General features: G+C 60.3%; 22 protein-coding genes. 14 read left to right on the top strand and 8 right to left on the bottom strand.

Annotation, left to right across the window (positions count from 1 at the left end):
* The first annotated feature begins 144 nt into the window (after positions 1-144).
* From Q5H89_RS10755 to Q5H89_RS10720, 8 genes are all read left to right on the top strand, one after another.
* Entirely contained in the window at positions 145-717 is a 573-nt protein-coding gene (locus tag Q5H89_RS10755; protein WP_305019313.1) for an anthranilate synthase component II, read from the top strand.
* 138 nt (positions 718-855) lie between these two features.
* Positions 856-1851, top strand: coding sequence for an anthranilate phosphoribosyltransferase (gene trpD / locus Q5H89_RS10750; protein WP_305019312.1), 996 nt, complete (start codon positions 856-858; stop codon positions 1849-1851).
* A 138-nt stretch (positions 1852-1989) separates the two neighbouring features.
* Positions 1990-2796 carry an indole-3-glycerol phosphate synthase TrpC gene (trpC, locus tag Q5H89_RS10745; protein ID WP_305019311.1) on the top strand — a complete coding sequence of 269 codons (807 nt, stop codon included), beginning with the start codon at positions 1990-1992 and terminating at the stop codon, positions 2794-2796.
* A gap of 6 nt (positions 2797-2802) precedes the next feature.
* Positions 2803-3441, top strand: coding sequence for a phosphoribosylanthranilate isomerase (locus Q5H89_RS10740; protein ID WP_305019310.1), 639 nt, complete (start codon positions 2803-2805; stop codon positions 3439-3441).
* 21 nt (positions 3442-3462) lie between these two features.
* Positions 3463-4671: a tryptophan synthase subunit beta gene (gene trpB, locus Q5H89_RS10735; protein WP_305019309.1), complete on the top strand. Its 1209-nt coding sequence runs from the start codon at positions 3463-3465 to the stop codon at positions 4669-4671.
* 136 nt (positions 4672-4807) lie between these two features.
* Complete coding sequence (gene trpA / locus Q5H89_RS10730) at positions 4808-5605, top strand: tryptophan synthase subunit alpha (RefSeq protein ID WP_305019308.1); 798 nt, start codon at positions 4808-4810, stop codon at positions 5603-5605.
* A gap of 169 nt (positions 5606-5774) precedes the next feature.
* Positions 5775-8204, top strand: coding sequence for a TonB-dependent receptor (locus Q5H89_RS10725; RefSeq protein WP_305019307.1), 2430 nt, complete (start codon positions 5775-5777; stop codon positions 8202-8204).
* A gap of 145 nt (positions 8205-8349) precedes the next feature.
* Positions 8350-9474, top strand: coding sequence for a PepSY-associated TM helix domain-containing protein (locus Q5H89_RS10720; RefSeq protein WP_305019306.1), 1125 nt, complete (start codon positions 8350-8352; stop codon positions 9472-9474).
* 72 nt (positions 9475-9546) lie between these two features.
* On the opposite strand, the gene Q5H89_RS10715 is transcribed toward Q5H89_RS10720, so the two are convergent.
* From Q5H89_RS10715 to uvrA, 7 genes are all read right to left on the bottom strand, one after another.
* Positions 9547-10983 (bottom strand): TolC family protein, encoded by a 1437-nt coding sequence (locus tag Q5H89_RS10715; RefSeq protein ID WP_305019305.1) that lies wholly within the window; start codon positions 10981-10983, stop codon positions 9547-9549.
* Complete coding sequence (locus Q5H89_RS10710; RefSeq protein ID WP_305019304.1) at positions 10976-14170, bottom strand: efflux RND transporter permease subunit; 3195 nt, start codon at positions 14168-14170, stop codon at positions 10976-10978. Before Q5H89_RS10710 ends, Q5H89_RS10715 begins: the two co-directional genes overlap by 8 nt.
* 29 nt (positions 14171-14199) lie before the next feature.
* Positions 14200-15282: an efflux RND transporter periplasmic adaptor subunit gene (locus Q5H89_RS10705; RefSeq protein ID WP_305019303.1), complete on the bottom strand. Its 1083-nt coding sequence runs from the start codon at positions 15280-15282 to the stop codon at positions 14200-14202.
* A 468-nt stretch (positions 15283-15750) separates the two neighbouring features.
* Complete coding sequence (locus tag Q5H89_RS10700) at positions 15751-16146, bottom strand: hypothetical protein (protein WP_305019302.1); 396 nt, start codon at positions 16144-16146, stop codon at positions 15751-15753.
* 32 nt (positions 16147-16178) lie between these two features.
* Positions 16179-16568, bottom strand: a complete 390-nt coding sequence (locus Q5H89_RS10695; RefSeq protein WP_305019301.1) for a VOC family protein — start codon at positions 16566-16568, stop codon at positions 16179-16181.
* A gap of 3 nt (positions 16569-16571) precedes the next feature.
* Positions 16572-16829: a hypothetical protein gene (locus tag Q5H89_RS10690; protein WP_305019300.1), complete on the bottom strand. Its 258-nt coding sequence runs from the start codon at positions 16827-16829 to the stop codon at positions 16572-16574.
* Between the two features lie 68 nt (positions 16830-16897).
* Complete coding sequence (gene uvrA / locus Q5H89_RS10685; RefSeq protein WP_305019299.1) at positions 16898-19741, bottom strand: excinuclease ABC subunit UvrA; 2844 nt, start codon at positions 19739-19741, stop codon at positions 16898-16900.
* Positions 19742-20053: 312 nt separating this feature from the next.
* Here uvrA and Q5H89_RS10680 point away from each other — a divergent pair, with 312 nt between their 5' ends.
* Positions 20054-20677, top strand: a complete 624-nt coding sequence (locus tag Q5H89_RS10680; protein WP_305019298.1) for a hypothetical protein — start codon at positions 20054-20056, stop codon at positions 20675-20677.
* A gap of 11 nt (positions 20678-20688) precedes the next feature.
* A complete protein-coding gene (locus tag Q5H89_RS10675) occupies positions 20689-21081 on the top strand; it encodes a hypothetical protein (protein WP_305019297.1) in 393 nt (130 codons plus the stop codon).
* Here Q5H89_RS10675 and hemH read toward each other — a convergent pair.
* Positions 21074-22111 carry a ferrochelatase gene (hemH, locus tag Q5H89_RS10670; protein ID WP_305019296.1) on the bottom strand — a complete coding sequence of 346 codons (1038 nt, stop codon included), beginning with the start codon at positions 22109-22111 and terminating at the stop codon, positions 21074-21076. The two genes, Q5H89_RS10675 and hemH, sit on opposite strands and share 8 nt — an antisense overlap.
* Positions 22112-22339: 228 nt before the next feature.
* On the opposite strand from hemH, the gene era reads away from it, so the two are divergent.
* The 4 genes from era (at position 22340) to Q5H89_RS10650 (ending at position 25627) form a co-directional block, all read left to right on the top strand.
* On the top strand, positions 22340-23236 hold the full coding sequence (gene era, locus Q5H89_RS10665; RefSeq protein ID WP_305019295.1) for a GTPase Era: 897 nt from the start codon (positions 22340-22342) through the stop codon (positions 23234-23236).
* A gap of 208 nt (positions 23237-23444) precedes the next feature.
* Positions 23445-24764 carry a ribosome biogenesis GTPase Der gene (gene der / locus Q5H89_RS10660; RefSeq protein ID WP_305019294.1) on the top strand — a complete coding sequence of 440 codons (1320 nt, stop codon included), beginning with the start codon at positions 23445-23447 and terminating at the stop codon, positions 24762-24764.
* 92 nt (positions 24765-24856) lie between these two features.
* Positions 24857-25078, top strand: a complete 222-nt coding sequence (locus Q5H89_RS10655; protein ID WP_305019293.1) for a hypothetical protein — start codon at positions 24857-24859, stop codon at positions 25076-25078.
* A gap of 267 nt (positions 25079-25345) precedes the next feature.
* Positions 25346-25627, top strand: a complete 282-nt coding sequence (locus Q5H89_RS10650; protein ID WP_305019292.1) for a hypothetical protein — start codon at positions 25346-25348, stop codon at positions 25625-25627.
* Positions 25628-25645 lie beyond the last annotated feature (18 nt).

Below are 25645 nucleotides of genomic sequence, written 5' to 3'. Positions count from 1 at the left end.
CGAAGCATTCCCAAAACCGCCTGTCATGCTGACGAAGGAAGCATCTTGCTCGCTTCGTTGAGTGCTCGCAGGCCTAGTTAACTCTACTCTGACAAGATGCTTCCTTCGTCAGCATAACAACCGTTAACAAAAAAGCTTTATAAAATGGCTATCCTGGTTCTCGACAACTACGACTCCTTCACCTATAACCTCGTGTATATGCTGCGCGAGCTAGGGCAGGAAGTAGACGTATTTCGCAACGATAAAATCAGCCTCGATGAGGTCGATAACTACTCGCACATTTTGCTCTCGCCCGGCCCCGGCATTCCGAGCGAGGCGGGTATTATGCCCGCGCTTATCAAGCGCTACGCCCCTAGCAAGCACATTTTGGGCGTGTGCCTGGGCCACCAGGCCATCGGCGAAGCCTTTGGTGGCCAGCTGGCCAACCTCGGCGAGGTGCACCACGGCGTGGCCCACACCCTGCACCAGACGGCGGCGGCGGCCGATAACCGCCTCTTCAACGATGTGCCCAACGAGGTGCGCGTGGGCCGCTACCACTCCTGGACCATCGCACCCGAGGGCGTGCCGGCCGAGCTGCGCATCACGGCCCTCGACGAGAATGGCCAGGTGCTGGCCCTCGCCCACCGCGACTACGACGTGCTGGGGGTGCAGTTTCACCCCGAGTCGGTGCTGACCGAGCATGGCAAAACCATGCTGGCCAATTGGGTCAATGGGTAGAAACAACTAGTCTGTCATTGCGAGGAGGAACGACGAAGCAATCTTTCCTTCACGCGTGGCCAACTTCCGCGAACGACAAGGAAAGATTGCTTCGTCGTTCCTCCTCGCAATGACAAACGATTTATAATTCATAATTCCTTGAAAGACACGCTCAACCACCTGTTTGCCTACCGCACGCTGCCCCAGGATGAGGCGCACCGCGTGGTGTTGGGCATTGCGCAGGGCCAGTACAACCCGGCCCAGATTGCCGCCTTCCTCACCGTGTACCTCATGCGCAGCGTGACGGTAGAAGAGCTAGCCGGCTTCCGCAACGCGCTGCTGGAGCTGTGCCGCCCCGTAGACCTGGGCGGCGTGGACGCCATGGATGTGTGCGGCACCGGCGGCGACGGCCGCAATACCTTCAACATCTCCACCTTATCGGCGTTTGTGGTGGCCGGCGCGGGGCAGCCGGTGGCCAAGCACGGCAACCACGGCGTGTCGAGCATCAGCGGCAGCAGCACGGTGCTGGAGCACATGGGCGTGAAGTTTACGGCCGATAACGACGCCCTGCGGCGCCAGCTCGATGAGGCTAATATCTGCTTTCTGCACGCGCCGCTGTTTCACCCGGCGCTCAAAAACGTGGCGCCGCTGCGCAAAGAGCTGGGGGTCAAAACCTTCTTCAACATGCTGGGGCCGCTGGTGAACCCGGCCAGGCCGCGCTTGCAGCTGGTGGGCGTGTTCAGCCTGGAGCTGGCGCGGCTCTACGCCTACCTGCACCAGCAGGAGGCGGGCCGCGAGTTTCTCATCGTGCACAGCCTCGATGGCTACGACGAAGTCTCGCTGACCGGGCCGGTGAAGCTCATCAGCCGCCAGGGCGAGGAGCTGCTGAGCCCTAGCGACCTGGGCCTGCCGGCCACCACGCCCGAGGCGCTGTTTGGCGGCGAAACGGTAGCCGAGGCGGCCGCCATTTTCCAAAAGGTTTTGCGCAACGAAGCGCCCGCCGCCCACCGCAATGCCGTGCTGGCCAATGCCGCGCTGGCCCTGCGCACCGCCGGCCGCGCCGCTACCGCCGCCGAGGGGCTAGCCCAGGCCGCCGAGAGCCTCGACAGCGGCCGGGCGCGGCAGGCGTTCGAGAAATTGTTGGCGCTGGGCTAATTATCGCAAACCAAATAAGGTCGTCATGCTGAGCTTGCCGAAGCATCTCGCGTGGCGCAGTAATCAAACACAGTTCAACGGTGCGAGCAAGATGCTTGGGCAAGCTCAGCATGACGACCGTAGACACCACTTGCTAGTATGACCATCCTCGATAAAATAATTGCTGAAAAGCGCCAGGAAGTAGCCCGGCGCGAGGCCGAAACGCCCCTGGCCGAGCTGCAAAAGGCGCCGCTATTTACCCGCTCGGTGCTGTCGGCGCGGGCGGCGCTCACCGCCGCCGGCTCGTCGGGCATCATTGCCGAGTTCAAGCGGCAGTCGCCATCCAAGGGCGTTATTAATGGCTCGGCCGAGGCGGGCGCTACCACGGCCGGCTACGTGGCGGCGGGCGCGGCCTGCCTGTCGGTGCTCACCGACGAGCCGTTTTTTGGCGGCACGCCCGCCGACTTGCAGGCGGCCCGCACGGCGTGCCCGGGCACGCCCATCTTGCGCAAAGATTTTGTTATCGGCGAGTATCAGATTGCGGAGGCGCGGGCGCTGGGGGCCGATTTTGTCTTGCTCATCGCCGCCTGCCTCACGCCGGCCGAGGTGGTGCAGCTCAGCAAATACGCCCACTCGCTAGGGCTGGAAGTGCTGCTGGAGGTGCACGACGAGGCCGAGCTGCGCAGCCACCTCGCCAACAGTGTGGACCTGGTGGGCGTGAATAACCGCAACCTGGCCACGTTTGTGACCGACGTAGACACCTCGACGCGGCTGGCCAGCCTCATTCCCTCCACGTTTGTGAAGGTGGCCGAAAGCGGCCTGCAACACGCCAGCACCATTGCGGCGCTGCGGCAGGCAGGCTACCAGGGCTTTCTCATCGGCGAAACGTTTATGAAAACGCCCGACCCGGCGGCGGCGCTGGCTGGCCTCGTGGCCGAACTATCTGCGGCCCTTCCGACTTCTTAGGCCACTATGAAAGTCAAAATCTGCGGCATGCGCGAAGCGGCCAATATTCTGGCGGTGGCCGACTTTAACCCCGATTTTCTGGGGTTTATCTTCTACCAGCAATCGGCACGCTATGCGGGCGAGGCGCTCGACACGGAAATGCTGCGCAGCCTGCCCGAGTCGATTTGCAAAGTGGGCGTTTTTGTCGATGCCCCTCTGCCCGAGCTGCTGGCCACCACCGCCCACTACAGCCTCGATTACGTGCAGCTGCACGGCCACGAAACCCCCGCCTACTGCCAGGCCGTGCGCGAGCAGGGCCTGCGGATAATCAAGGCCTTTGCCGTAGATACTGCCTTTGATTTTGGAACCCTAGCGGCCTATGCGCCGGCTTGCGAGCTGTTCCTGTTTGATACCAAGGGCAAGCACCCCGGCGGCAATGGCCACCTCTTCGACTGGCAGCTGCTGAACAGCTACCACGGCCCTACGCCCTTTTTGCTGAGTGGTGGCCTGGGTCCGGCCAATGTAGCTGATTTGCTGCGCTTTCATCACCCGCAGTTAGTAGGCTACGACTTTAACAGCCTGCTCGAAACTGCGCCCGGCCTCAAAGATGAGGAAGCTACCGGCCAGCTGCTAGCCCGCCTGCACAACCAGCCGGCCAACTTCTAATTCATACTTCATACTTACTTTATGACGCTCACTGCCCCCTCCCCCTACCGCGTAGATGCGGCCGGCTACTACGGCACCTTTGGCGGCGCCTACGTGCCCGAAATGCTTTATCCCAATGTGGAGGAGCTGCGCGATAACTACCTGCGCATCACGGAAGACCCCGAGTTTCAGCGCCAGTTTACGCAGCTGCTCACCGACTACGTGGGGCGGCCCACGCCGCTGTTTCTGGCCCAGCGGCTGTCGCAGGAAATCGGCACCACCATCTACCTCAAGCGCGAGGATTTGTGCCACACCGGGGCGCACAAAATCAACAACACCATCGGCCAGATTCTGGTGGCCCAGCGCCTGGGCAAGAAGCGCATTGTGGCCGAAACCGGCGCCGGCCAGCACGGCGTAGCTACCGCCACGGTGTGCGCCCTCATGGGCCTGGAGTGCATTGTGTACATGGGCGAGATTGACATGGAGCGCCAGAAGCCCAACGTGGACCGTATGCGCATGCTAGGGGCCAAAGTGGTGCCCGCCAGGAGCGGCAGCAAAACCCTCAAGGATGCCACCAACGAGGCCATGCGCCACTGGATTTCCAACCCCACCGACACGCACTACATCATCGGCTCGGTGGTGGGCCCGCACCCTTACCCCGATATGGTAGCCCGGTTTCAATCCGTTATTTCGGCCGAAACCATCAGCCAGCTGTTGCAGCAAACCGGCCGCGCCACCCCCGATTTTGTGCTGGCCTGCGTGGGCGGCGGCTCCAACGCGGCGGGCGCCTTCTACCACTACCTCGACGAGCCCAGCGTGCGCCTGATTGCCGCCGAGGCCGCCGGCCAGGGCGTGAACACCGGCCACTCGGCCGCCACCACGGCGCTGGGCAAGCCCGGTATTTTGCACGGCGCCAGCACCATTCTCATGCAGACCGAGGACGGCCAGGTGACGGAGCCCTACTCCATTTCGGCGGGCCTCGACTACCCCGGCATCGGGCCGCAGCACGCGCAGCTGTTTGCTACCGGCCGGGCCGAGTTTATGGCCATTACCGATAAAGCGGCGCTCGATGCGGCCTTCCAGCTCAGCCGCCTCGAAGGTATTATTCCGGCCCTCGAAACGGCCCACGCGCTAGCCTGCCTGCCGCTTATCGGGGCCAAAAAGGACGACGTGGTAGTGGTCTGCCTCTCGGGGCGCGGCGACAAGGACCTGGCCACTTATACCAAGCACCTGGACGAATACGCTGCCTAGCCTTTCCAGCATCTGTCAGGCTGAGCTTGTCGAAGCATCTCGCTCGCTTCATTGCTAACGCAGAGAATTACTATGCCACGCGAGATGCTTCGACAAGCTCAGCATGACAGACGCATTTTATTCTGTCTTTACTACCATGAACCGTCTCACCCACCTATTCCAACGCAAAACCTCGGACGTGCTCAACGTCTACTTCACCGCCGGCTTTCCGCAACTGAATGACACCGTGCCCATTCTCAAGGCCCTGCAAGACGCCGGCGCCGACCTCGTCGAAATCGGAATGCCGTACTCCGACCCAGTGGCCGACGGCGAAACCATTCAGCGCAGCAACCAGCAGGCCCTTGACAACGGCATGACCGTGGCCACGCTTTTCGAGCAGCTGCAAGGCATTCGCCAGCAAGGCATTACGGTGCCCATCCTGCTCATGGGCTACCTCAACCCGGTGGTGCAGTTTGGGGTTGAGAAATTTTGCCAGCAGTGCCAGGCCGTGGGCGTCGATGGCCTGATTTTGCCCGACCTGCCCCTCGAAGTATATGAGCGCGAGTACCGGCCGCTGTTTGCCCAATACGGCCTGCAAGTGGTGTTCCTCGTAACGCCCCAAACCAGCGCCGCCCGCGTGCGCCAGCTCGATGCCCTTGCCGACGGCTTTATCTACCTCGTGGCCGCTGCCGGCACCACCGGCGCCCAAACCGACATGAACGCCGACGTGGACGCCTACCTCAGCCGCACCAGGGCGCTGGGCCTGCGCAACCCTACCCTGGTGGGTTTCGGCATCAGCGATGCGGCCAGCTTCGCGGCGGCCAGCCGGCACACTACCGGCGCCATCATCGGCAGCGCGTTTATCCGGCTTTTGCAAAACACACCGGCCGCAGGGCGCGACGCTGCCATTCGGGAGTTTGTGGCGGGCATTCGGCCCGTGACCAGCCTAGCTTAAGCTGAGCTAAAAGGCCCGCGCCGGCCGGTAAGGGCGCACTAAAAAAGAGGCGGTTAGCACAACCGGCCTCTTTTTTTATGTGGATTAATTCTAAATAAATTTTGAGGCTGGCTGCTATGGGTGGTTACTTTGCGTAATCTTTAGATTTTGTCTAAATAGATAAACACCCATGACTAGTAGCCGCTACCTTCTCTTTCCGCTAGCCGCCTGCGCACTGACCGCAACGGCCCAGGCCCAAACCACTGGCACCGTGCAGGGCCGCATTACCAATAGCAGCGGCGGAGCTGTGGAGGCGGTGAGCGTAGGCCTACAGGGCCAGCCGATGGGTGATATCACCGACGAGCAGGGACGCTTCCAGATTCGGCGCGTGGCGCCGGGCACCTACACGCTGGTAGTGTCGGCGGTAGGCCTCAAAACCGAAGAGCAGCAAGTGACCGTGACGGCCGGGCAAACGACCACGGTGAAGGTGACGCTGGCCGAGAGCGCGGCTGAGCTGAAGGAAGTAGTGGTGAGCGGCAACCGTACCAACCGCTTCAGCCGCACCAACAGCGTGGACGTGGCCAAGATGCCGCTCAAAAACGTGGAAAACCCGCAGGTGTACAGCACCGTGACCAAGGAGCTACTGACTGAGCAGCTGGTGTTTACGGCCGACGATGCCACGCGCAACGTGCCGGGCATCCAGCGCATGTGGGAATCGACGGGCCGCGCCGGCGACGGCGGCAGCTACTACACCATGCGCGGCTTCGTGACGCAAGCCCAGCTGCGCAATGGCCTGACGGGCAACGTCGCCACGACCATCGACGCCGTTAACCTCGATAAGCTGGAAGTTATCAAAGGGCCGTCGGGCACGCTCTACGGCAGCTCGCTTACCTCCTACGGTGGCCTGCTCAACCGCGTAACCAAGCGGGCTTACGACAATTTTGGCGGGCAGGTAGCTTACGCGGGGGGCAGCTATAATTTCAACCGCGCTACGCTCGACTTGAACACCCCGCTTAACGCGGCCAAAACGGTGCTTTTCCGCGTAAACGGGGCCTGGAACTACGAGAAGAGCTTTCAGGATGTGGGCTTCAGCCGCACTTATGCCCTGGCGCCTACCCTCACTATTCGGCCCACCGAGAAGCTGAGCATCACGCTCGATGGGGAGTTTCAGTGGGCCACTGCCACGGGGCGCACCTTCTTTTTCCCCAACGTGCCGGTGAGCCAGCTCGGCACCAACCGCGCCGACGAATTGCCCATCGACTACCGCAAAACGTATTCGGGCGAGGGGCTCTGGACCGCTAGCCGGGCTACTAATCTGTTTGCGCAAGTAAACTACCAGTTGTCGCCGGCCTTCCGCTCGTCCACCAATTTCGCGTCGAGCCAGAGCTACTCCGACGGTTTTGGGCCTTATTTCGGCATCACGGGCAATGGCCGGGGCATCGGCCAGGATTCGCTGCTCCAGTCTGACCAGTCGACCCGCAACAGCCACGGCCGCCTGCAGGAAATTCAGCAGCTGTTCAACGGCGATTTCCAGCTGGGTAGCCTGCGCAACCGCGTGGTGCTGGGCTTAGATTTTCTGCACGTGCGCAACGACCAGTTCTTCTTCGGCAGCACGTATGCCAAGGTGCCCATCAGCTCGCCCACCTACAACTACGCCAGCTTCAACGGGGCTAACATGAGCCGGCTATACGCCACTACGCCTCCGGGCTATACGTACCCGGTTTATAATGAGACAAATACCTACAGCGCCTTCCTGTCGGATGTGCTGAACCTGACCGACCGCTTCAATGTGCTGGCCGCCGTGCGGGTCGACCGCTTCGCCAACAAAGGCGCGGACGGCGCCAATGCCGGGTACAACCAGACGGCGGCCTCGCCCAAGTTTGGGGCCGTGTACCAGCTGGTACCCGAGCAGCTGTCGGTATTCGCCAACTACCAGAATTCCTTTTCCAACCGGGGCACCTACTACGGCTACAACGCCACCACGAACACCCTGACGGCGCCCCTGACGGCCAAGCTAGAGCAAGCCAACCAAGTGGAGGCCGGCGTGAAGTTTGACCGCCTGGGCGGCCGCTTCACAGCCACGCTGAGCGTGTATAACATCAACGTGAAGAACATTTTGCGCACCGATTCCGACCCCCGGGGTGCGGCGCTGTTTGCGCAGGTGCAAAATGGCGAGCAAGTGAGCCGCGGCGTAGAAGTAGACCTTATTGCCAACCCCTTTACGGGCTTCAACGTGGTGGCCGGCTTTGCCTACAACCACTCGGAGCTAACCAATGCAACGGCCGACGTGCAGGGCCGCCGCCCTAGCACCGCCGGCTCGCCGGCACTAGCCAACCTGTGGCTGAGCTACCGCCTCAGCAACGGGCCGCTACGGGGCCTGGGCCTGGGTGCGGGCGGCAACTACGCCAGCGACAACATGGTAACCAACGATGCTTACTTCGGCCAGTTTACGCTACCAAGCTTTGTGGTGCTGAATGCCAGCGCATTCTACGACCAGCCGCGCTACCGCCTCTCGGTGAAAGCTGACAACTTCACGAACACGCACTACTGGATTGGCTACGGCAGCATGAACCCGCAAAAGCTGCGCAGCATTATCGGGCAGGTGGCGCTTAAGTTTTAGGCTCCCGGCCCGCAGCCTGCCTCATCTGTCTTTGCCGGCGGCGCGTAATCATCACTCGTAGCGTTACCGCTCACACGGTTTTGCGCTGGGGCGGTGGCGGCGCGCCGCTCGCGATGACGCGTGTTTTTACCCCTAGCTTTCTCCCATGACCTTTCGCAAACTCGTCGGCAAGCTGCACTTGTGGCTAGGCCTCGGCTCGGGGCTGGTGGTGCTCGTTGTGAGCTTATCGGGCGCGGTGTTTGTCTTTCAGGATGATATCCGGGACCTGACCCAGCCCTGGCGCAAGGTAGCGGTGCAGGCCCGGCCCATGCTGCCGCCCTCGGTGCTGCAAGCCACGGCCGCGCGGGCCAGGCCCGGCTTTGTAGCGTCCTGGACCACCTACAACGGCCCCGACCGCTCCACGGCCGTGTACCTGAGCAAGGGCGAGGAGGTGTACTACGCCTTCCTGAACCCCTACACCGGCCAGCTGCTGAAGGTGCAAAACCTGAGCACGGACTTTTTTACCCTGGTGCAGCGCCTGCACATGTACCTGCTGCTGCCGCCCGCCATCGGCAAGTGGGTGGTCGATATCGCCGTTATCACGTTTGTAGTGATGCTTTTTTCGGGGCTGGTGCTGTGGTGGCCGCGCAACAAGGCCGCCCGCAAGCAGCGCTTCTCGGTGAAGTGGGACGCCTCGCCCAAGCGCCGCAACTACGACCTGCACAGTGTGCTGGGCTTCTATGCCAGCGCGCTAGCCCTGGTGCTAGCCCTCTCTGGCCTGTGCATCAGCTACGAGTGGCTCATGGAGGGCGTGGGCGCCCTGGCCAACGGCGGCCGCTCCATCGCCGCCGAAAACGCCGAGCCCAAGGTCGATACGCTGCGCACGGCGCGCCCCGCCAGCCCGGTAGTCGATGTGGCGTATGCCCGCATGCGGCAGCAGTCGCCCCGGGCCGAGATGCTGCTCATCGGGCCCACGGCCGATGCTGCTGCGCCGGTGTGGTGCACCGCCTACGCCAAGTCGCTGCACTACTACCACCGCGACGAGTACCGCTTTCACCCGCGCACCGGCCAGCTGCTGCTAGCCCAGCTGCACAACAGCAAGAGCAACGGCAAGAAGCTGGCCGACATGAACTACGACCTGCACACCGGCCTCATTCTGGGCCTCGGCGGCAAGGTTATCGCCTTCATCGTCAGCCTTATCGCGGCTAGCCTGCCCGTTACGGGCGCGGTGCTGTGGTGGGGCCGGCGCCACAAAAAGCCTAAGCAGCGCCCGGCGCTGGCGGCTGCCTAACGCAAAACCCCACCCCCGGCCCCTCTCCCGAAGGGGAGGGGCCGGGGGTGGGGTTTCGCGTTAGGGCTAGCGCTAGTTCCAGCCGCCGCCCAAGGCCCGGTAAATGTTCACCGTGGCATTGAGCTGCCGCATCTTGGTTTCGGTCAGGTCGAATTTCGACTCCAGGGCGTCGCGCTGGGTTAGCAGCACTTCGGTGTAGTCGGCCCGCACGGCTTTGAAGAGGCTGTTGGAGATGCGGATAGACTGGTTCAGGGCCTGCACTTCCTTCAGCTTAGCGTCGTAGCTGCCCTGCAGGTTGCTGATGTTGGCTAGCTGGTTGGATACCTCCAGATAGGCATTGAGCACGGTGCGCTCGTAGTTGTACACCGCCTGAATTTGCAGCGCATTGGCCGTAGAATACAGGGCCTTGATGGCAATGCGGTTGACGAGCGGGGCCGACAAATCGCCGGCCAGGTTGTACAAAATCGACTCGGGCGTATTGAACAGCAAGCCCGGCTTGAAGGCCTCGAAGCCCACCCCGCCCGAAATGCCCAGCGACGGGTAAAAATTGGCCCTGGCCACCTGCACGTCGAGCTTGGCGGCCACGAGCTGCTGCTCGGCCTGCCGGATGTCGGGGCGGTTGCTGAGCAGCTGCGCCGGAATGCCCGTCTGGATGGTCGGCGGCACCAGGCCGTTGAACGCCTGGTCGTCGCGGGCAATCGGCTGCGGGTAGCGCCCCAGCAGGAAATTAATCCGGTTCTCAGTTTCGGTGATGCGCTGCTGCGTGGTGTATTGCAGGCTGATGGTGTTCTGCACCTGGGCCTCGAAACGCTTCACGGCCAGCTCGGTAACGCGGGCGTTTTCCTTTTCCTGACGCACAATGCGCAGGGCGTTTTCCCGAATCTCGATGTTCTGCCTGATAATAGCCAGCTGATTATCCAGCGCCAGCAGCTCGTAGTACGAGTTGGCGATTTCGGCAATCAGGTTGGTTATCGTGAAGTTCCGGCCCTCGACCGACGCCAGGTAGCGCGTGGCGGCCGACTTGCGGGCGTTGCGCAGCTTGTGCCAGATGTCCACCTCCCAGCTGGCAAAGGCGCCTAGCTGGTAGTTGGCCAGCGGCGTGGGCGTGCGGCGGTCGGGCTGGATATTAATGGCCTCTTCAGTAGCGCCTTGCAGCGTGTAGCGGCCGGGCTTCTCCATGTCGGCGCGGGCCCCTAGCGATACCGAAGGCATGTACTCGCCCTTGCGAATCTGCACCTCGTTGCGGGCAATCTGCAGCTCCTGGCGCGTGATGTTCAGCTCCTGGTTGCGTTGCAAGGCCGTGTCAATCAGCGCCTTCAGGTTGGGGTCGCTAAAGAAATCCTGCCAGCGCAGCTTAGCGGTACTCAGCGTGTCGGTCGCGCTGTTGTTATAAGTGGCGGGCACCGCACGGTTCACGTTGTGCTGCACCAACTCGGGCGTTTTACAAGCTGCCACCGCCAGCGCGAGGCCGGCGGCGGTCAGGCCTTGGTAAAGGCGTCTTTTAAACATGACTTCCTACTTCTTCTTCGACTAAAACGCGCGGCTCAAAACCCTCGCTGACCGGATATTCATTTTCGTCGTCAATCAGCTTGCGGCCGGCGGCCATCGTGCCAAAAATGTAGTACAGGCCCGGCACAATAATTACCCCAAACACGGTACCGAACAGCATACCCCCTAGCGCCGCCGTGCCGATGGTGCGGTTGCCGATGGCACCGGCACCCGTGGCAATCACCAGCGGAATGAGGCCGGCGATGAAGGCAAACGAGGTCATCAGGATGGGGCGGAAACGGGCCTTGGCGCCGGCAATGGCCGCTGCGCGCACGCTCATGCCTTGCTCGTGCTCCTGCACCGCAAACTCCACAATCAGCACCGCGTTCTTACCCAGCAAGCCTACCAACATCACGAGGCCCACCTGGGCGTAGATGTTGTTGGCCAGCCCCAGCACTTTGATGAAGAGGAAGGCGCCGAAAATGCCGGCCGGCAGCGAGAAGATGACCGCCAGCGGCAGCAAAAAGCTTTCGTACTGCGCCGCCAGCACCATGTACACGAACGCCAACACAATGAGGAAGATGTAGATGGCCTCGTTGCCGCGCGACGACTCGTCCTTCGACAAGCCGCCCCAGTCGATGTCGTAGCCGCGGGGCAGCGTCTTAGCCGCCACTTCCTGCACCGCCTTGATGGCCTCGCCCGAGCTGTAGCCCTGGGCCGCATCGCCCCGGATACTCGCCGTGGTGTACATGTTGTAGCGGTTGATTTCGTTGGCGCCCTGGGTCTTCTCGATGTGCATGAAGGCCGAGAACGGCACCATCTCGCCCTTCTCGTTTTTCACCCACATGTTCAGGATGTCCTCGGGCAGGCGGCGGTATTCGGGCGAAGCCTGCACGTACACTTTGAAAAAGCGCTGGTACTTGATGAAGCCCAATTCGTAGGTCGAGCCAATCATGATGCTCAGCGTGTTCATGGCATTGCCGATGCTCACGCCCTTTTGCATGGCTAGGTCGTTGTCAATCTTCAGCTCGTACTGCGGGTAGTTGGCCGAGAAGAAGGTAAACAGGCCGGCCAGCTCCTTGCGCTTTTTCAGGTTAGCCATGAATTCCTCGTTCACCTTTTCCAGCGCTTTGTAGTCACCGGTGTTGGTTTTGTCGAGCAATTGCAGCTGGAAACCACCCGCCGCGCCGTAGCCCGGCACTGCCGGCGGCTCGAAGAATTCGATGGTCGCGCCGGGGATTTCCTTGGCCTTTTTCTCCAAGGATTCAATCACGTCGTGGATAGACTCCTTGCGCTCGCTCCAGGGCTTGAGGCTAATCAAGCAGGTTCCGGCGTTCGAGCCGCGGCCTTCGGTGAGTACTTCGTAGCCAGCTAGGGTCGAGATGCTTTCGATGCCCGGCACGTCCTTGGCCAGCTGCTGCAAGCGCTGCGAAATAGCGTTGGTGCGCTCCAGCGTCGAGCCGGGCGGCGTCTGAATGATGGCGTAAAGCATACCCTGGTCTTCGGCCGGGATGAAGCCTGACGGCAGCTTGGTTGAGATGCCGAAGATGCCGAGCGCGAAAATTATCAGGATACCGAAGGTGAACACGCGGCGGTCAACCACTTTTTCCAATAGGTTGGTGTAGCGGCCAGTCAGCTTCTCAAACCCGCGGTTGAACCAGTCAATAAAGCGGTTAATGGGCGTTTTCTTGCGCGGCTGGCCGTGCGTGTTTTTCAGAATCATAGCGCACAGCACCGGCGTGAGCGTGAGGGCCACTACCCCCGAAATCACAATGGCCGTGGCCATCGTAATCGAAAACTGGCGGTAGAAAATACCCACTGGGCCACTCATGAAAGCTACCGGCACAAACACCGCCGTCATCAGGATGGTGATGGCAATGATGGCGCCGCTGATTTCGCCGATTACCTCGCGTACCGCGCCAAAAGGCGAGAGGTGCTTTTCCTCCATCTTGGCGTGCACGGCTTCCACCACCACAATGGCGTCATCCACCACAATACCGATGGCTAGCACCAGCGCGAAGAGCGTAATCATGTTGATAGTCAACCCAAATGCCTGCATGGCCGTGAACGCGCCAATGAGCGACACCGGCACGGCAATAATCGGGATGAGCGTCGAGCGCCAGTCGCCCAGGAACAGGAACACCACGATGGCCACCAGAATAAAGGCGTCGCGCAGGGTGTGAATTACGTTCTCGGTCGAGGCGTCGAGGAAGTTCGACACGTCGTAGCTGATTTTGTAGTCCATGCCGGGCGGCATGGTTTTCTTCAGCTCTTGCAGTTTGGCCTTTACGCTGGCAATCACGTCGCTGGCGTTGCTACCGTAGGTCTGCTTCAGCATGATAGCCGCCGAAGGGTAGCCATCGAGGTTGGAGTAGATGTCGTAGAATTCCGACCCTAGCGACACATCGGCCACGTCTTTCAGGCGCAGCATCTCGCCATTGGGGTTGGCCTTCAGAATGACGTTCTTGTACTGGTCCACGTCGTTGAAGCGGCCCTGGTACGTCAGCACGTATTCCAGCGCTTCGGCACGGCCGCCATCCGAGCGGCCGATGCGGCCCGGCGAACCGATTACGCTCTGGTCGCCCAGCGCCTTCATCACATCGTCGGCCGAGATATTGTAGGCCCGCATACGGTCAGGCTTCAGCCAGATGCGCATGGCGTACTGCCGGCTACCCAGGATGCTAGCCCGCCCAATACCGTCGATGCGCTGAATCTCGGGTATCATGTTCACCCCGGCGTAGTTGAACAGGTACTTCATGTCCGTGTTCTTGTCTTTGCTATACAAGTTCACGTACATCAGCATGTTAGGCACCACGCGGTTCACAATGAGGCCCTCGCGCTGCACCAGCACCGGCAGGCGGTTCACCACCTGCGCAATGCGGGTATTCACGTTTACTACCGCCTGCTCGGGGTCGGTGCCCAGGTTGAATACAATCTGGATGTTGGCCTCGCCGGCGCTCACGGCGTCGGAAGTCATGTACTTCATGCCCGGCACGCCATTCACGGCCTGCTCCAGCGGAATGAGTACCGACTCGGTGAGCACCTTGGCGCTAGCCCCCGGATAGGCGCAGCTCACCATTACCATGGGCGGCGAAATCTCCGGAAACTGCGAGGTGGGCAGGGTCTTGATGGCCAGCACGCCCATGAACACAATCACCACCGAAATCACGATGGCAAATACCGGCCTACGAATGAATTTACTGAACATAATTCACGCTAATAAATTGACGGACAGACCTACTCCGAGTATACTTTCAGCTTGGGAAGCACCTTCTCCGGGGCCTCGTAGGTGTAGCTGATTTTATCGCCATCCTTCACCTTGCGGATGCCTTCGAGCAGAATCTTATCGGTGGGCGCAATGCCATCCTTAATCACATACAAGTCAGGCATTTCCGAAGCCACGTTCACTTCCTTCTGGTGCACGATGTTGTTTTTGTCAACTACGTACACGAACTTCTTTTCGAGCACTTCAAACGTCGCTTTTTGGGGCACCAGCAGGGCGTGTTTCAGCGGCACGGTCATCAGCACGCTGCCGGTTTCGCCGTTGCGCAGCAGCCCTTTCGGATTGGGAAAGGTGGCGCGGAAGGCGATGTTGCCCGTCTCGTTATTGAAGTCAGCCTCAATGGCTTGCACCTTGCCGGGGTAAGGAAATATCTCGTTGTTGGCCATCAGCAGCTTCACGCTGACTTCGCTGTCGCCGGCCTTGGCGTGCTCCTTATAGGCGATGTACTCGGCCTCGGGCACGTTATAGTACACCCACATCTTGCTGTTGTCGGAGAGCGTCGTCAGCAGGTCGCCTTCGTCAACCAGGCTGCCCAGCCGGCCCTGAAAGTGGTCCATAATGCCCGTAAACGGCGCCTTTATGGAAGTAAACTGCAAGTGCGTTTTGGCCAGCGATACCTCCGCCTTGGCTTTATCGTATTTGGCTTTGGCCAGCGCCAACTCGTTCTTAGACACGATGTTGCTGTCAGCCAGGCTTTTCGTGTTCTTGTACTCAATACCTACGTAGTTGGCTTCGGCCTGTGACTTTTGCACGTCGGCATTGTAAACCAGGGGCGTAATCTGAAACATGGGCTGGCCCTCGTGCACCAACTGTCCCTCGTCGACAAAAATCTTTTGCAGATAGCCTTTTTCCAGGGCGCGCAGTTCAATGTGCTGGTAAGCGTGAATCTGGCCCACGTACTCCTTGGTAATAGTAGTATCTTTTTGCAAAGGACTGGTAACCAAAAGCTTAATCTGCTCTTCTTTTTCCTCTTGCTTGGGCGAGCAGCCTGTAAAAAACAAGCCGCCCAGGCTAAACAACAGGAACATGCGTTTCATCAAAACCATAACTACTATGCTAGGTGATTGGTAATCCCGGGAATGTGTTAGCGAAAAAAGCGCCCGACCCAACTGGCGGCGCGCAGGCCGGCCAACCCTATAGCTAGGCGGCCTTGTTTAAAACCCTCAAATAGATGGTATAGCCAAATTCATATCGGTTTTAAGCTGCGCAATTGACCCTGCCTGCGTGGCGATAAGTCAGTGAACGTCAGCGAAAGTGCCCAGGCTGCTTCAAATCGGGGCGGGCAAAATCGAGGGAAAAGACCGACGAGCGCTAGCTCGCGGCGGCTGAGTAATACAAAATAGCCACCGATTACATTAAAGAAACATGAATTAAAGCCATTCATCCAAAAATAAAGGGCTTTTGAGTGTGATTCATATTCTAGTTTAAGCTTTGACTAACAGGCATATTATATCCACTAGCGCTGGGCTTCATCTTTTTTATCGACCCGCAGCTATTGTATTTTTCTACCGCAGAGGGTAGCGCTCAAACGTAACGTTGCCCATCACTTCCTTTTCGTACCTGGCCAGGCAGTTTGGATTGAATTCAGCACCGAAACTCACCGCGCCCGGCTGCACGGTTTTGGGCACCGGCCGGCCCTGGCGAAAGAAGTACACCTTGGTATTCCCATACTTGGTATAGGGCATAAAGTCGCCGTACTGCCGCATTGCGCGCCACAGCGTATCGGCCACCGTCACGGCGTACACGCGCACGATGGGGCCGGTATTATTTTCGTTGCGGTAGGTGGCAACTTCCTGAAAGCCACCCGGCAAATCACCCACGCCCGGCTGGCTCAGCGAGTCGAACACGAACCACCCCAGCAGCAAAGCCAGGGCCGCGAAGGCAAGGTATTTCAACTTCATAGCAGCGGGGCAATTTCTTACTCAACCCGCCGCTAGGTGAGTTGGTTGGAAATCTCCACCAGGTTCTGGTCGGGGTCGCGCAGGTACACCGATAAAATAGGGCCGGTGGCCCCGTCGCGCCGCACCGGCCCTAGCTCGATGGGCAGGTTTTCGCGCTGCAAATGGGCTATTACCTCCGCCAGCGGGGTAGTTGTAATCAGGCAGAAATCGGCCGCGCCCGGCGTGGGATGCGCCGCTTTCGGCTCAATCTCGTGGCCCTGCTGGTGAAGGTTAAACTTATACGCCCCGAAATGCAGCGCCTTGCGGTTGTCGCCAAAGGTTTGCACCGCCATCCCCAGCCCGCGCTGATAGAAATCGCAGGTGCGCGCTATATCCCTGACCGTCAACACCAAATGGTTGAAGGTCTCTATTCGGAAAGCCATACTCTAAGCGGCGGTGGGCTGCGTCACGTTCAGCTTGCGCACCGTCAGCTCGTCTACCTCCAGCGAGCCAATGCGCACCCTAGCCACGGCCAGCCGGCCGATGGCCAGGCTGCCAATAGCCAGCGCCCCCACAGCGACGGCCCCCACGGCCAGCGCCCCAAGCGCAAACGCGCCCAGGGCCGCCGCGCCCTTGGCCACGGCGGCAGGTTTGGACTGAGCAGGAGAGACTTCGGCGCGGCGCTGATTGGGCGGAGTTTTCATCGGGCAGCAGGCTAAGGGGTTCAAACTCCTTCACATACGCCCGCGGCGCACGGCGGGTTTGGTACCTGCTAGCCTACCTTATCGGCCAGGAAGCGCGCGGTGTGGTTGGTATCCTTGAGCTTCACCATTTGCTCGGGCGTGCCCTCGAAGAGCAGGTGCCCGCCGTTGATGCCACCCTCGGGGCCGAGGTCGATGAGCCAGTCGGCGCACTTGATAATGTCCACGTTGTGCTCGATGATGAGCACCGAGTTGCCCTGCTCCACCAGCGCGTTGAGGGCGCCCAGCAGCTTGGCAATGTCGTGGAAGTGCAGGCCCGTGCTCGGCTCGTCGAAGATGAACAGAATTTTATCTTGCTGAACCGTAGCGCCTTTGGTGAGGAAGCTGGCCAGCTTTACGCGCTGAGCCTCGCCGCCGCTGAGCGTGTTGGCCGACTGCCCGAGGCGGATGTACCCTAGCCCCACATCGAGCAGCGGCTTGAGGCGCTCGGCCACTTTAGGCTGGCCTTTGAAAAACTCCACGGCGTCCTCCACCGTCAGGTCGAGCACCTCGAAGATATTCTTGTCCTGGAATTTGATTTCCAGAATGTCCTGCTTGAACTTGTGGCCGCCGCAGCTTTCGCAGGTCAGGTAGATGTCGGCCATGAACTGCATTTCGATTTTGACCTGGCCTTCGCCCTGGCACACCTCGCAGCGCCCGCCCTCCACGTTGAACGAGAAGTGCGAGGGCTTGAGGCCGCGCGCCTTGGCCAGCGGCTGCTCCGAAAACAGCGTGCGAATGGTATCGTAGGCCTTCACGTAGGTCACCGGGTTCGAGCGCGACGACTTGCCGATGGGGTTCTGGTCCACAAACTCGACGTGCGTTACCTGGCCGTTCACGCCGTTCAGGCGGTCAAACTTGCCGGTGGTTTCGCCCGCGCCGCCGCCCAGCATTTTCATCAGGGCCGGGGCCAGGATGCGCCGGATGAGCGTCGATTTGCCCGAGCCCGACACGCCCGTTACCACCGTCATCACCCCTAGCGGAATCTTGACGCTCACGTTCTTGAGGTTGTTTTCGCGGGCGCCGGTCAGCTCCAGGGCGTTGCGCCAGGGGCGGCGCACGGTGGGCACCGGCACGTCGAGCGCGCCGCTGAGGTACTTGCCGGTGTAGGTGGCCGTGTCCTGCATCAGCTCCGGGAAAGTGCCCTGGAACATGAGGTTGCCGCCGCCGCTGCCGGCCTCGGGGCCGATGTCGATAATCTGGTCGGCGGCCTCCATCATCTTCTCTTCGTGCTCCACTACCACTACCGTGTTGCCCAGCTCCTGCAGCGAGCGCAGCACGCCAATCAGCTGCTCAGCATCCTTAGGGTGCAGGCCGATGCTGGGCTCGTCGAGCACGTACATCGAGCCCACCAGCGCCGACCCTAGCGAGGTGGCCAGCGAGATGCGCTGGCTTTCGCCGCCGCTCAGCGTATTGCTCAAGCGGTTGAGGGTGAGGTAGCCCAGCCCCACGCGGTTGAGGTAGCCCAGCCGGTTGGTGATTTCGGCCAGCAGGCGGTCGGCCACGGCCATCTCATGCTCGCTCAAACTCAGGGTTTCGAAGAACGTGAGCGCCTCCGAGATGGGCAGCAATACCAAATCGGTGATGCTGCGGCCGTCGATTTTGACGTATTGCGCGTCTTTGCGCAGGCGCGTGCCGCGGCAGTCGGGGCAGGTGGTGCGGCCCCGGTAGCGGCTTTGCAGCACGCGGTACTGGATTTTGTGCGTCTGCTCGCCCACCCACTTAAAGTAGGCGTCGAGCCCTTCGAAGTACTTGTTGCCGGTCCAGAGCAGGCGCTGTTCGGCGGCGCTCAGGTCGTTGTAGGGGCGGTGAATGGGGAAGTCGAAGCGGATGCCATTTTTGAGCAGCGGCTTGAGCCATTCGCCCTGCTTTTCGGTGCGCCAGGGCGCGATGGCGCCCTCAAACACCGTCATGCTTTTGTCGGGAATAACGAGGTCTTCGTCAATGCCGAGCACCGAGCCGAAGCCTTCGCAGGTGTGGCAGGCCCCGTAGGAGTTGTTAAAGGAGAAAAAGTTAACGTTTGGCTCCTCAAACGTCATCCCGTCCAGCTCAAACTTATCGGAGAAAGTGCGCGTCTCGGCGTCGAGCTTCACCACGCAGGTGCCGTGGCCCTCAAAGAAGGCCGTTTGCACCGAGTCGGAGAGGCGAAATTGCAGGTCCTCGTCGTTGGGCTGCACGGCGGCGCGGTCGATGAGGATGGATACGTCGCCCTCTACCTCGGGCTTGCCCTCGCCTATCAGGTCTTCGATAAACGCATTTTCACCACTGGCCAGCACCACGCGGCCATAGCCTTTTTGCAGCAGCAAATCGAGTTCCTTGCTCATGGGGCGGCCGGGCTCGGTGCGCAGCAGGGGCGCCAGGATGGTGACGCGGGTATCGGCCGGCAGGCCGAACAGAAAATCGACCACATCGGCCACCGTATCCTTGCGCACCTGGCTGCCGCTAACGGGCGAAAACGTGCGGCCCACCCGCGCAAACAGCAGCTTGAGGTAGTCGTAAATCTCGGTGCTGGTGCCCACCGTCGAGCGGTTGTTCTTGATGCTGACCTTCTGCTCAATGGCGATGGCCGGCGAAATGCCCCGGATGTAGTCCACGTCGGGCTTGTCCATGCGGCCCAGAAACTGGCGGGCGTAGCTGCTCAGGCTCTCCACGTACATGCGCTGGCCCTCAGCATACAAGGTGTCAAACGCCAGGCTTGACTTGCCCGAGCCCGACAGGCCCGTAACCACGATAAACTTGTTGCGCGGCAGCGCCACGCTCAGGTTTTTGAGGTTGTGGACCCTAGCGTTTTTGATAACGATAAACTGGCGCGGGTCGAGGTGGTCGATTTCGTCGTGGGCCGGGGCGGCCACTTGCAGAGCGGAATTGTCGGACATGAATAGACTAACCGTGCGAACGGGGCGGAAGGTTTCGGCGGCCGCACAAAGGTCGGGCAGAATCGGCCCCGCTGCCCGCGCCCAACCAAGCCGGGTGGCGCCCGTGGCAAGAAGTACATTGCTTGCAGAACTGCGCTCACCCATCGGCAAACCTTATTTATTCGTTCATCACTCCGCCCGCGCCCCGTGGATTTATGCTGACTGGCCGGGCTAGCCCGGCCCCACGGCACCTGAGCCTTGCTCCGGGCGGACAGAGGGCTCAACTGCCGCCGGCTGCCGCTCGTAAGCTCAGGTAACTACCTTGCTTTTCGTATGGCCGAACTTCGTATTCAACCCAAGAAAAAATCACCTAGCCCCTGGCTGCTTGTGGCGCTGGCCGCGCTTGTGCTGGCCGCGGCGGCCTATTTCTTCCTGCGGCCCGACCCGGCCGACGAGCCTGCCCCGGCTACCACCCCGGTAGCCGCCGCCCCAGCCGACAGCCTGGCGACGCCCGACACCACCGCAGCCCCCACTACGCCCCCACCGGCCGCCGACTCCAGCATTGCCCAGGCGGCGGCAGCGGCGGGGGGCGCCCGGGCTAGCCTGCTCCAGCTCAGCCCGGGCCTCATGCAGCTGGCCGACCGCGCCGACCTGCGCGAGGATGCAGGCATTCGCGAGCAACGCGATAATTTCACGAGTGCCACCGCCCGCCTGGCCGACGGCGACCTGCAGGCCAGCCTGCGCCCCGGCCTGGTGGCCGCCGCCAACCTGCTGCTAGCCGTGCAGCAAAAAGGCTACCCCAACCTGCAAACCGAGGCCAACGCGCTTACCCTGCAGGCTAGCCAGCTGTCGGGCCGCGATGCCACGCCGGCCGAGCAGGCCCAAAACCATACCTACCTCACCCAGCTCCAGGCGCTGCTCAATACCATGAGCTATCCGGCCAGGGATGTCTTGTAACTCTGCCCCTTATGAATTCTCCTGTTTTGCGGCGGCTGCGCGACCTGCCCTCCTTTGAGCTGGCCACCGGCGACCCCGACCCGCGTGGCTGGGCCGTGCGCGGCCGCGATGGCCACGCCTTCGGCCTCGTCGATGAGCTGCTCGTCGACCCCATTTCGCAACGGGTACTGTACCTCAATGTGTTGCTTGAAAATGGCCTACCCGGCATGTTGGCCCCCGGCCCCCACACCGACCAGCGCATTCTGCTCCCGCTTTCCGCCGTAGACCTCGACGCTGAGGGCCGTAGCGTGTTCGTTACGGCCCTCAGCCGCGATACCGTGCGCAACTACCCGCTCTTCATCGATTTTATGCTGCCGCCCGAACTCGAAAGCGCCATGCACACGGCTCTGGGTATGGCTAGCTAGCCCGCACCATTGTTGCCACGGCGCTTACCCACTGCGGCTCCGAGTTGAGCGAGGGCACCAGCTGCCAGTGCTCGCCGCCATTCTCTTCAAACAGCTCGCGAAACTCCACGCCCACTTCGATGGTCGTTTCGAGGCAGTCGGCCACGAAGGCGGGCGAGAAGGCCAGCACCTTCTTGATGCCCTTGGCCGGGAAGTCTTTGATAACCTCGTCGGTATAGGGTTGCAGCCAGGGGTCGCGCAGGCGGCTTTGCAGGCGGCTCTGGAAGGTCACGGTATACTGGTCGTCGCGCAGGCCTAGCCCGGCTGCCAGCAGCCGCGAGGTGGCAAAGCACTGGGCCCGGTAGCAGTAGCGGTTGTTCTTATTATAGGTATTGCAGCACTTGCCCAGCTGGCAATAGCCCTTGAAGCTGCCCTTCAGCACGTGCCGCTCGGGTATGCCGTGGTAGCTGAACACTACGTGGTCGTAGTCGTGCTTAGCCATCTCGGCCTGGCCCCTGGCCACAAAGCTGGCAATAAAGCCCGGGTCGTCGGCAAAGGTGCTGATGAAGTTAATGCTCGGCACTATCCACCAATCTTTTACGAAGTCCATTACCTTCTCCTGCACCGAGCCGGTGCTGGCCGCCGCGTACTGCGGAAACAGCGGCAGCACGATAATGCGGTCCACGGCTGCGTCGCGCAGCTCTTCCAGCGCGCTTTCGATGCTGGGCTTCTGGTAGCGCATGCCGAAGGCCACCACGTAGCCTTCGCCCAGCTGCTGCTGCAAAAGCTTCTGCAAATCGAGGCCGTGGTACAGCAGCGGCGAGCCGCGCTCGGCATCCCAGAGTTGCTGGTAGATTTTGGCCGACTTGGGCGCGCGCAGCGGCACCACCAGGCCCCGAAAAAGCGGATAGCGCACGGCGGCCGGCATGTCAATCACGCGGGCGTCGGTGAGAAACTCGTTGAGGTAGCGGCGCACGTCGCCGGTCTGGGGCGAGTCGGGCGTGCCCAGATTAACCAGCAAGACGCCAATGCGGCGGGAAGGGGTAGGCATTAGGGAGAAGAATTACGGAGCAGCAGCTACTGATTAATGCCTTAGCAGACAAACCATCAGCCGCTAGCCATCGGCTTTGCGTTGAGTGCACCTTTAACCAAAAAGGACGGGTTTAGGCTTTGATGGAATTGCAAAAATCGTTAATCATTAACTATTAACCCTTAACCACCGATTCGCGCCGTACCTTTGCGGGCTGATTTTCAAAACTATCCTTCCCCATTATCTCCTGTGAACCCCGAACCTAAGCCCCACCGTGCCGGCTTCGTCAGCATCATCGGCAAGCCCAACGTCGGCAAGTCCACGCTGATGAATGCCTTGGTTGGCGAGCGCCTGAGCATCGTCACGAGCAAGGCCCAGACCACGCGTCACCGCATCCTGGGCATTCTCAACGGCGAAGATTTTCAGCTCGTTTATTCCGACACGCCCGGCATTATCCAGCCCAAATATGAGCTGCACAACGCCATGATGGCCTTCGTGTACTCGTCGCTGGAAGATGCCGACGTGATATTGTTCGTCACCGACATCTACGAAAAGCACGACGAAGAGCCCGTGGTAGAGCGCCTGCGCAAAACCGAGGACACGCCCATCTACGTACTAGTCAATAAGATAGACCAGGCCAGCCAGGAAGATGTCGAAGCCAAGCTAGCCTACTGGAAAGAGCAGCTGCCCAATGCTACCGACGTGCTGCCCATCTCGGCGCTCAACGCCTTTGGCACCGAGAAGGTGTTGCAGCTAGCCCTCGACAGCCTGCCCATTCACCCGCCCTACTATCCCAAAGACGAGCTTACCGACAAGCCCGAGCGCTTTTTCGCCGCCGAAATGGTACGCGAGAAAATCTTCAAGCTCTATAAAAAGGAGGTGCCCTACAGCTCCGAAGTGGAGATTGAGGAGTTCAAGGAAGACGACGATATCATTCGCATTCGCGGCGTCATCTACGTGGAGCGCAACAGCCAGAAGGGCATCATTATCGGGGCCAAGGGCGAGGCGCTGAAAAAGGTTGGCACCTGGGCCCGCGAAGAGATGGAGAAATTCTTCCAGAAAAAAGTATTCCTGGAGCTGTTCGTGAAAGTAAACGAGAACTGGCGCACCGATAGCAAGGCGCTGAGCCGCTTCGGCTACCAGTAATCTTTATAACAAGACGGTCATGCTGAGCTTGCCGAAGCATCTCACCCGTATCGTCTAACGGTTAAGTCAGTGCTGCACGCGAGATGCTTCGGCAAGCTCAGCATGACAACGATTATTCGGTTATCGACCAATAAAAACGACCATTTTAACCCTAATTACTCCGGGTACTGCCGCGCCATTGGTCGGGCCGGCGGCTGGAGCCAACTACATGAATACCATTGCAATAGTGGGCCGCCCCAACGTGGGCAAGTCCACCCTGTTCAACCGCCTGGTGGGCCGCCGCCAGGCCATCATGGACAACCAAAGCGGGGTTACCCGCGACCGCCACTACGGCTACGGCGACTGGATTGGGCACAATTTTACCGTGATTGACACGGGCGGCTATGTGCACAACTCGGACGATATTTTCGAGAGCGAAATCAACCGCCAGGTAAAGCTGGCCATCGACGAGGCCGACGTGATTCTCTTTATGGTCGATGCCGACGCGGGCCTGCACGGCCTCGACGAGGAATTTGCCCAGGTGCTGCGCCGCTACATCGGCAAAAAGCCCATCTATCTGGTTGCTAACAAGGCCGATACCAACCTGCGCGCCCAGGGCTCGGGCGAGTTTTACGCGCTGGGCCTCGGCGACACCGAAGTGTTTGCCATCAGCTCGGCCAATGGCTCGGGCACCGGCGAGCTGCTCGATGCCATCGTGTCGCACTTCGACGAAGTGGGGGAGGAAGAGCCCAACTCGGACCTGCCGCGCATTGCCATCATCGGCCGCCCCAACGTGGGCAAGTCGTCGTTTGTGAACCTGCTGCTGGGCGAAGACCGCAGCATCGTGACCGACATTGCCGGCACCACCCGCGACTCGATTGAGGCGAAGTACAGCGCGTTCGGCCACGAGTTTATGCTCGTGGACACGGCCGGCCTGCGCCGCAAAGCCCGCGTGAACGAGGACGTGGAGTTCTACTCTAACATGCGCTCGCTGCGCGCCATGGAGGCCGCCGACGTGTGCGTGGTGCTGCTCGACGCCAGCCGCGGCATTGAGGCCCAGGACGTGGCCATCATTGCCCTGGCCGACAAAAACCGCAAGGGCATCGTTATCCTGGTGAATAAGTGGGACTTAATCGAGGGCAAGGAAACCAACACGGCCCGCGATTTCGAGGCCAAGATTAAGGAAAAGATTGCGCCCATCGCCTACCCACCCGTCGTGTTTATTTCGGTGCTGAACAAGCAGCGGGTGCACAAGGCGCTGGAAGTTATCATGGAAGTGTACGGCAACAAGCGCCGCAAAATCCCGACTTCGCAGCTCAACGATGTGATGCTGAAGGAGATTGAGAAGTATCCGCCGCCCATTCAGAAGGGCAAGATGGTGCGCATCAAGTACGCCACGCAGCTGCCCACGCACAACCCGGTGTTTGCCTTCTTCTGCAACCTGCCGCAGTACATCCCCGACTCCTACGCCCGCTACCTCGAAAACCGCCTGCGCGAGCATTTCGACTTCACCGGCGTGCCTATCGGCCTGGCTTTCCGCAAAAAATAAATTTGCTGAATTTTGGCTGAAGACTGGGTTACCTACCTGGAAGCTCGGCATTAAGCAGTGGAAACCATCCAAACCTCTTTCCAACCTGCACCATGAAAAAAGTACTCTTCCTCGCCGTAGCCGCCATGTCCCTCTCGCTCGCTTCGTGCGACAGCAAGAAAGAAGATGCCGCTGAGGCTCAAGGCACTGCCGTAAAAGACGCTGGCGAAGCCAAAGCTGACGCCCTCGAAAACAAGGCTGATGCCGTTCGTGACTCGGCCGACAAAAAAGGCGAAGCCATCGGCGACGCTGCTGACGCTAAAGACCCCAAGTAATTCGGGCTGCTCCCTGCTGGCTAGCCCACCAGGGAGATTGCTAACAAAAAAAACGCTACTTTAATCGGTAGCGTTTTTTTATGGCCCAGCTTTTTTTCGGCTGCCAGGCAGTAATTGTACCATTACCCTTCGGGTTTAACCCATTGCCCAGGCTCATTAAAACCTGATTAGTACTAAAAAATATGGACTTGAGTAAACTTTTTTAACTAAGTACCGTCTACTGGGCTGAAATTTGCACCTTATCTTTCCGCAACCAATCTTAAAACCATGAAAAACATTCTTTTCGCCGCACTGCTAGGCAGTGTTACGGCTTTCGTAGCCGCTCCCGTGGCCGCCGCTCCCAGCCAAACGACCCCGGCCGCAGGCCAGGCGCCGAACTCCAAGGAAATGAAGCAAATCCGGAAGGCACGCAAGCAAAACGGCCCCGAAGTGTACAAGGGCACCGTGGCTGAGCAGCGCCGCATCGTGACCGACGCCCCCGGCGCCGAGAAAGATGACGACAACACCAGCGACACGCCGAAGAAGGACCGCAAAATGAAGAAAAAGTAGGTAAGCCAAGTACTTGGC

It is taken from the genome of Hymenobacter cheonanensis (assembly GCF_030581075.1).
In the GTDB taxonomy this organism is placed as follows: domain Bacteria; phylum Bacteroidota; class Bacteroidia; order Cytophagales; family Hymenobacteraceae; genus Hymenobacter.
The sequence above is the reverse complement of the archived record's forward strand: the minus strand, read 5'-3'. Positions and strand labels throughout refer to the sequence as shown.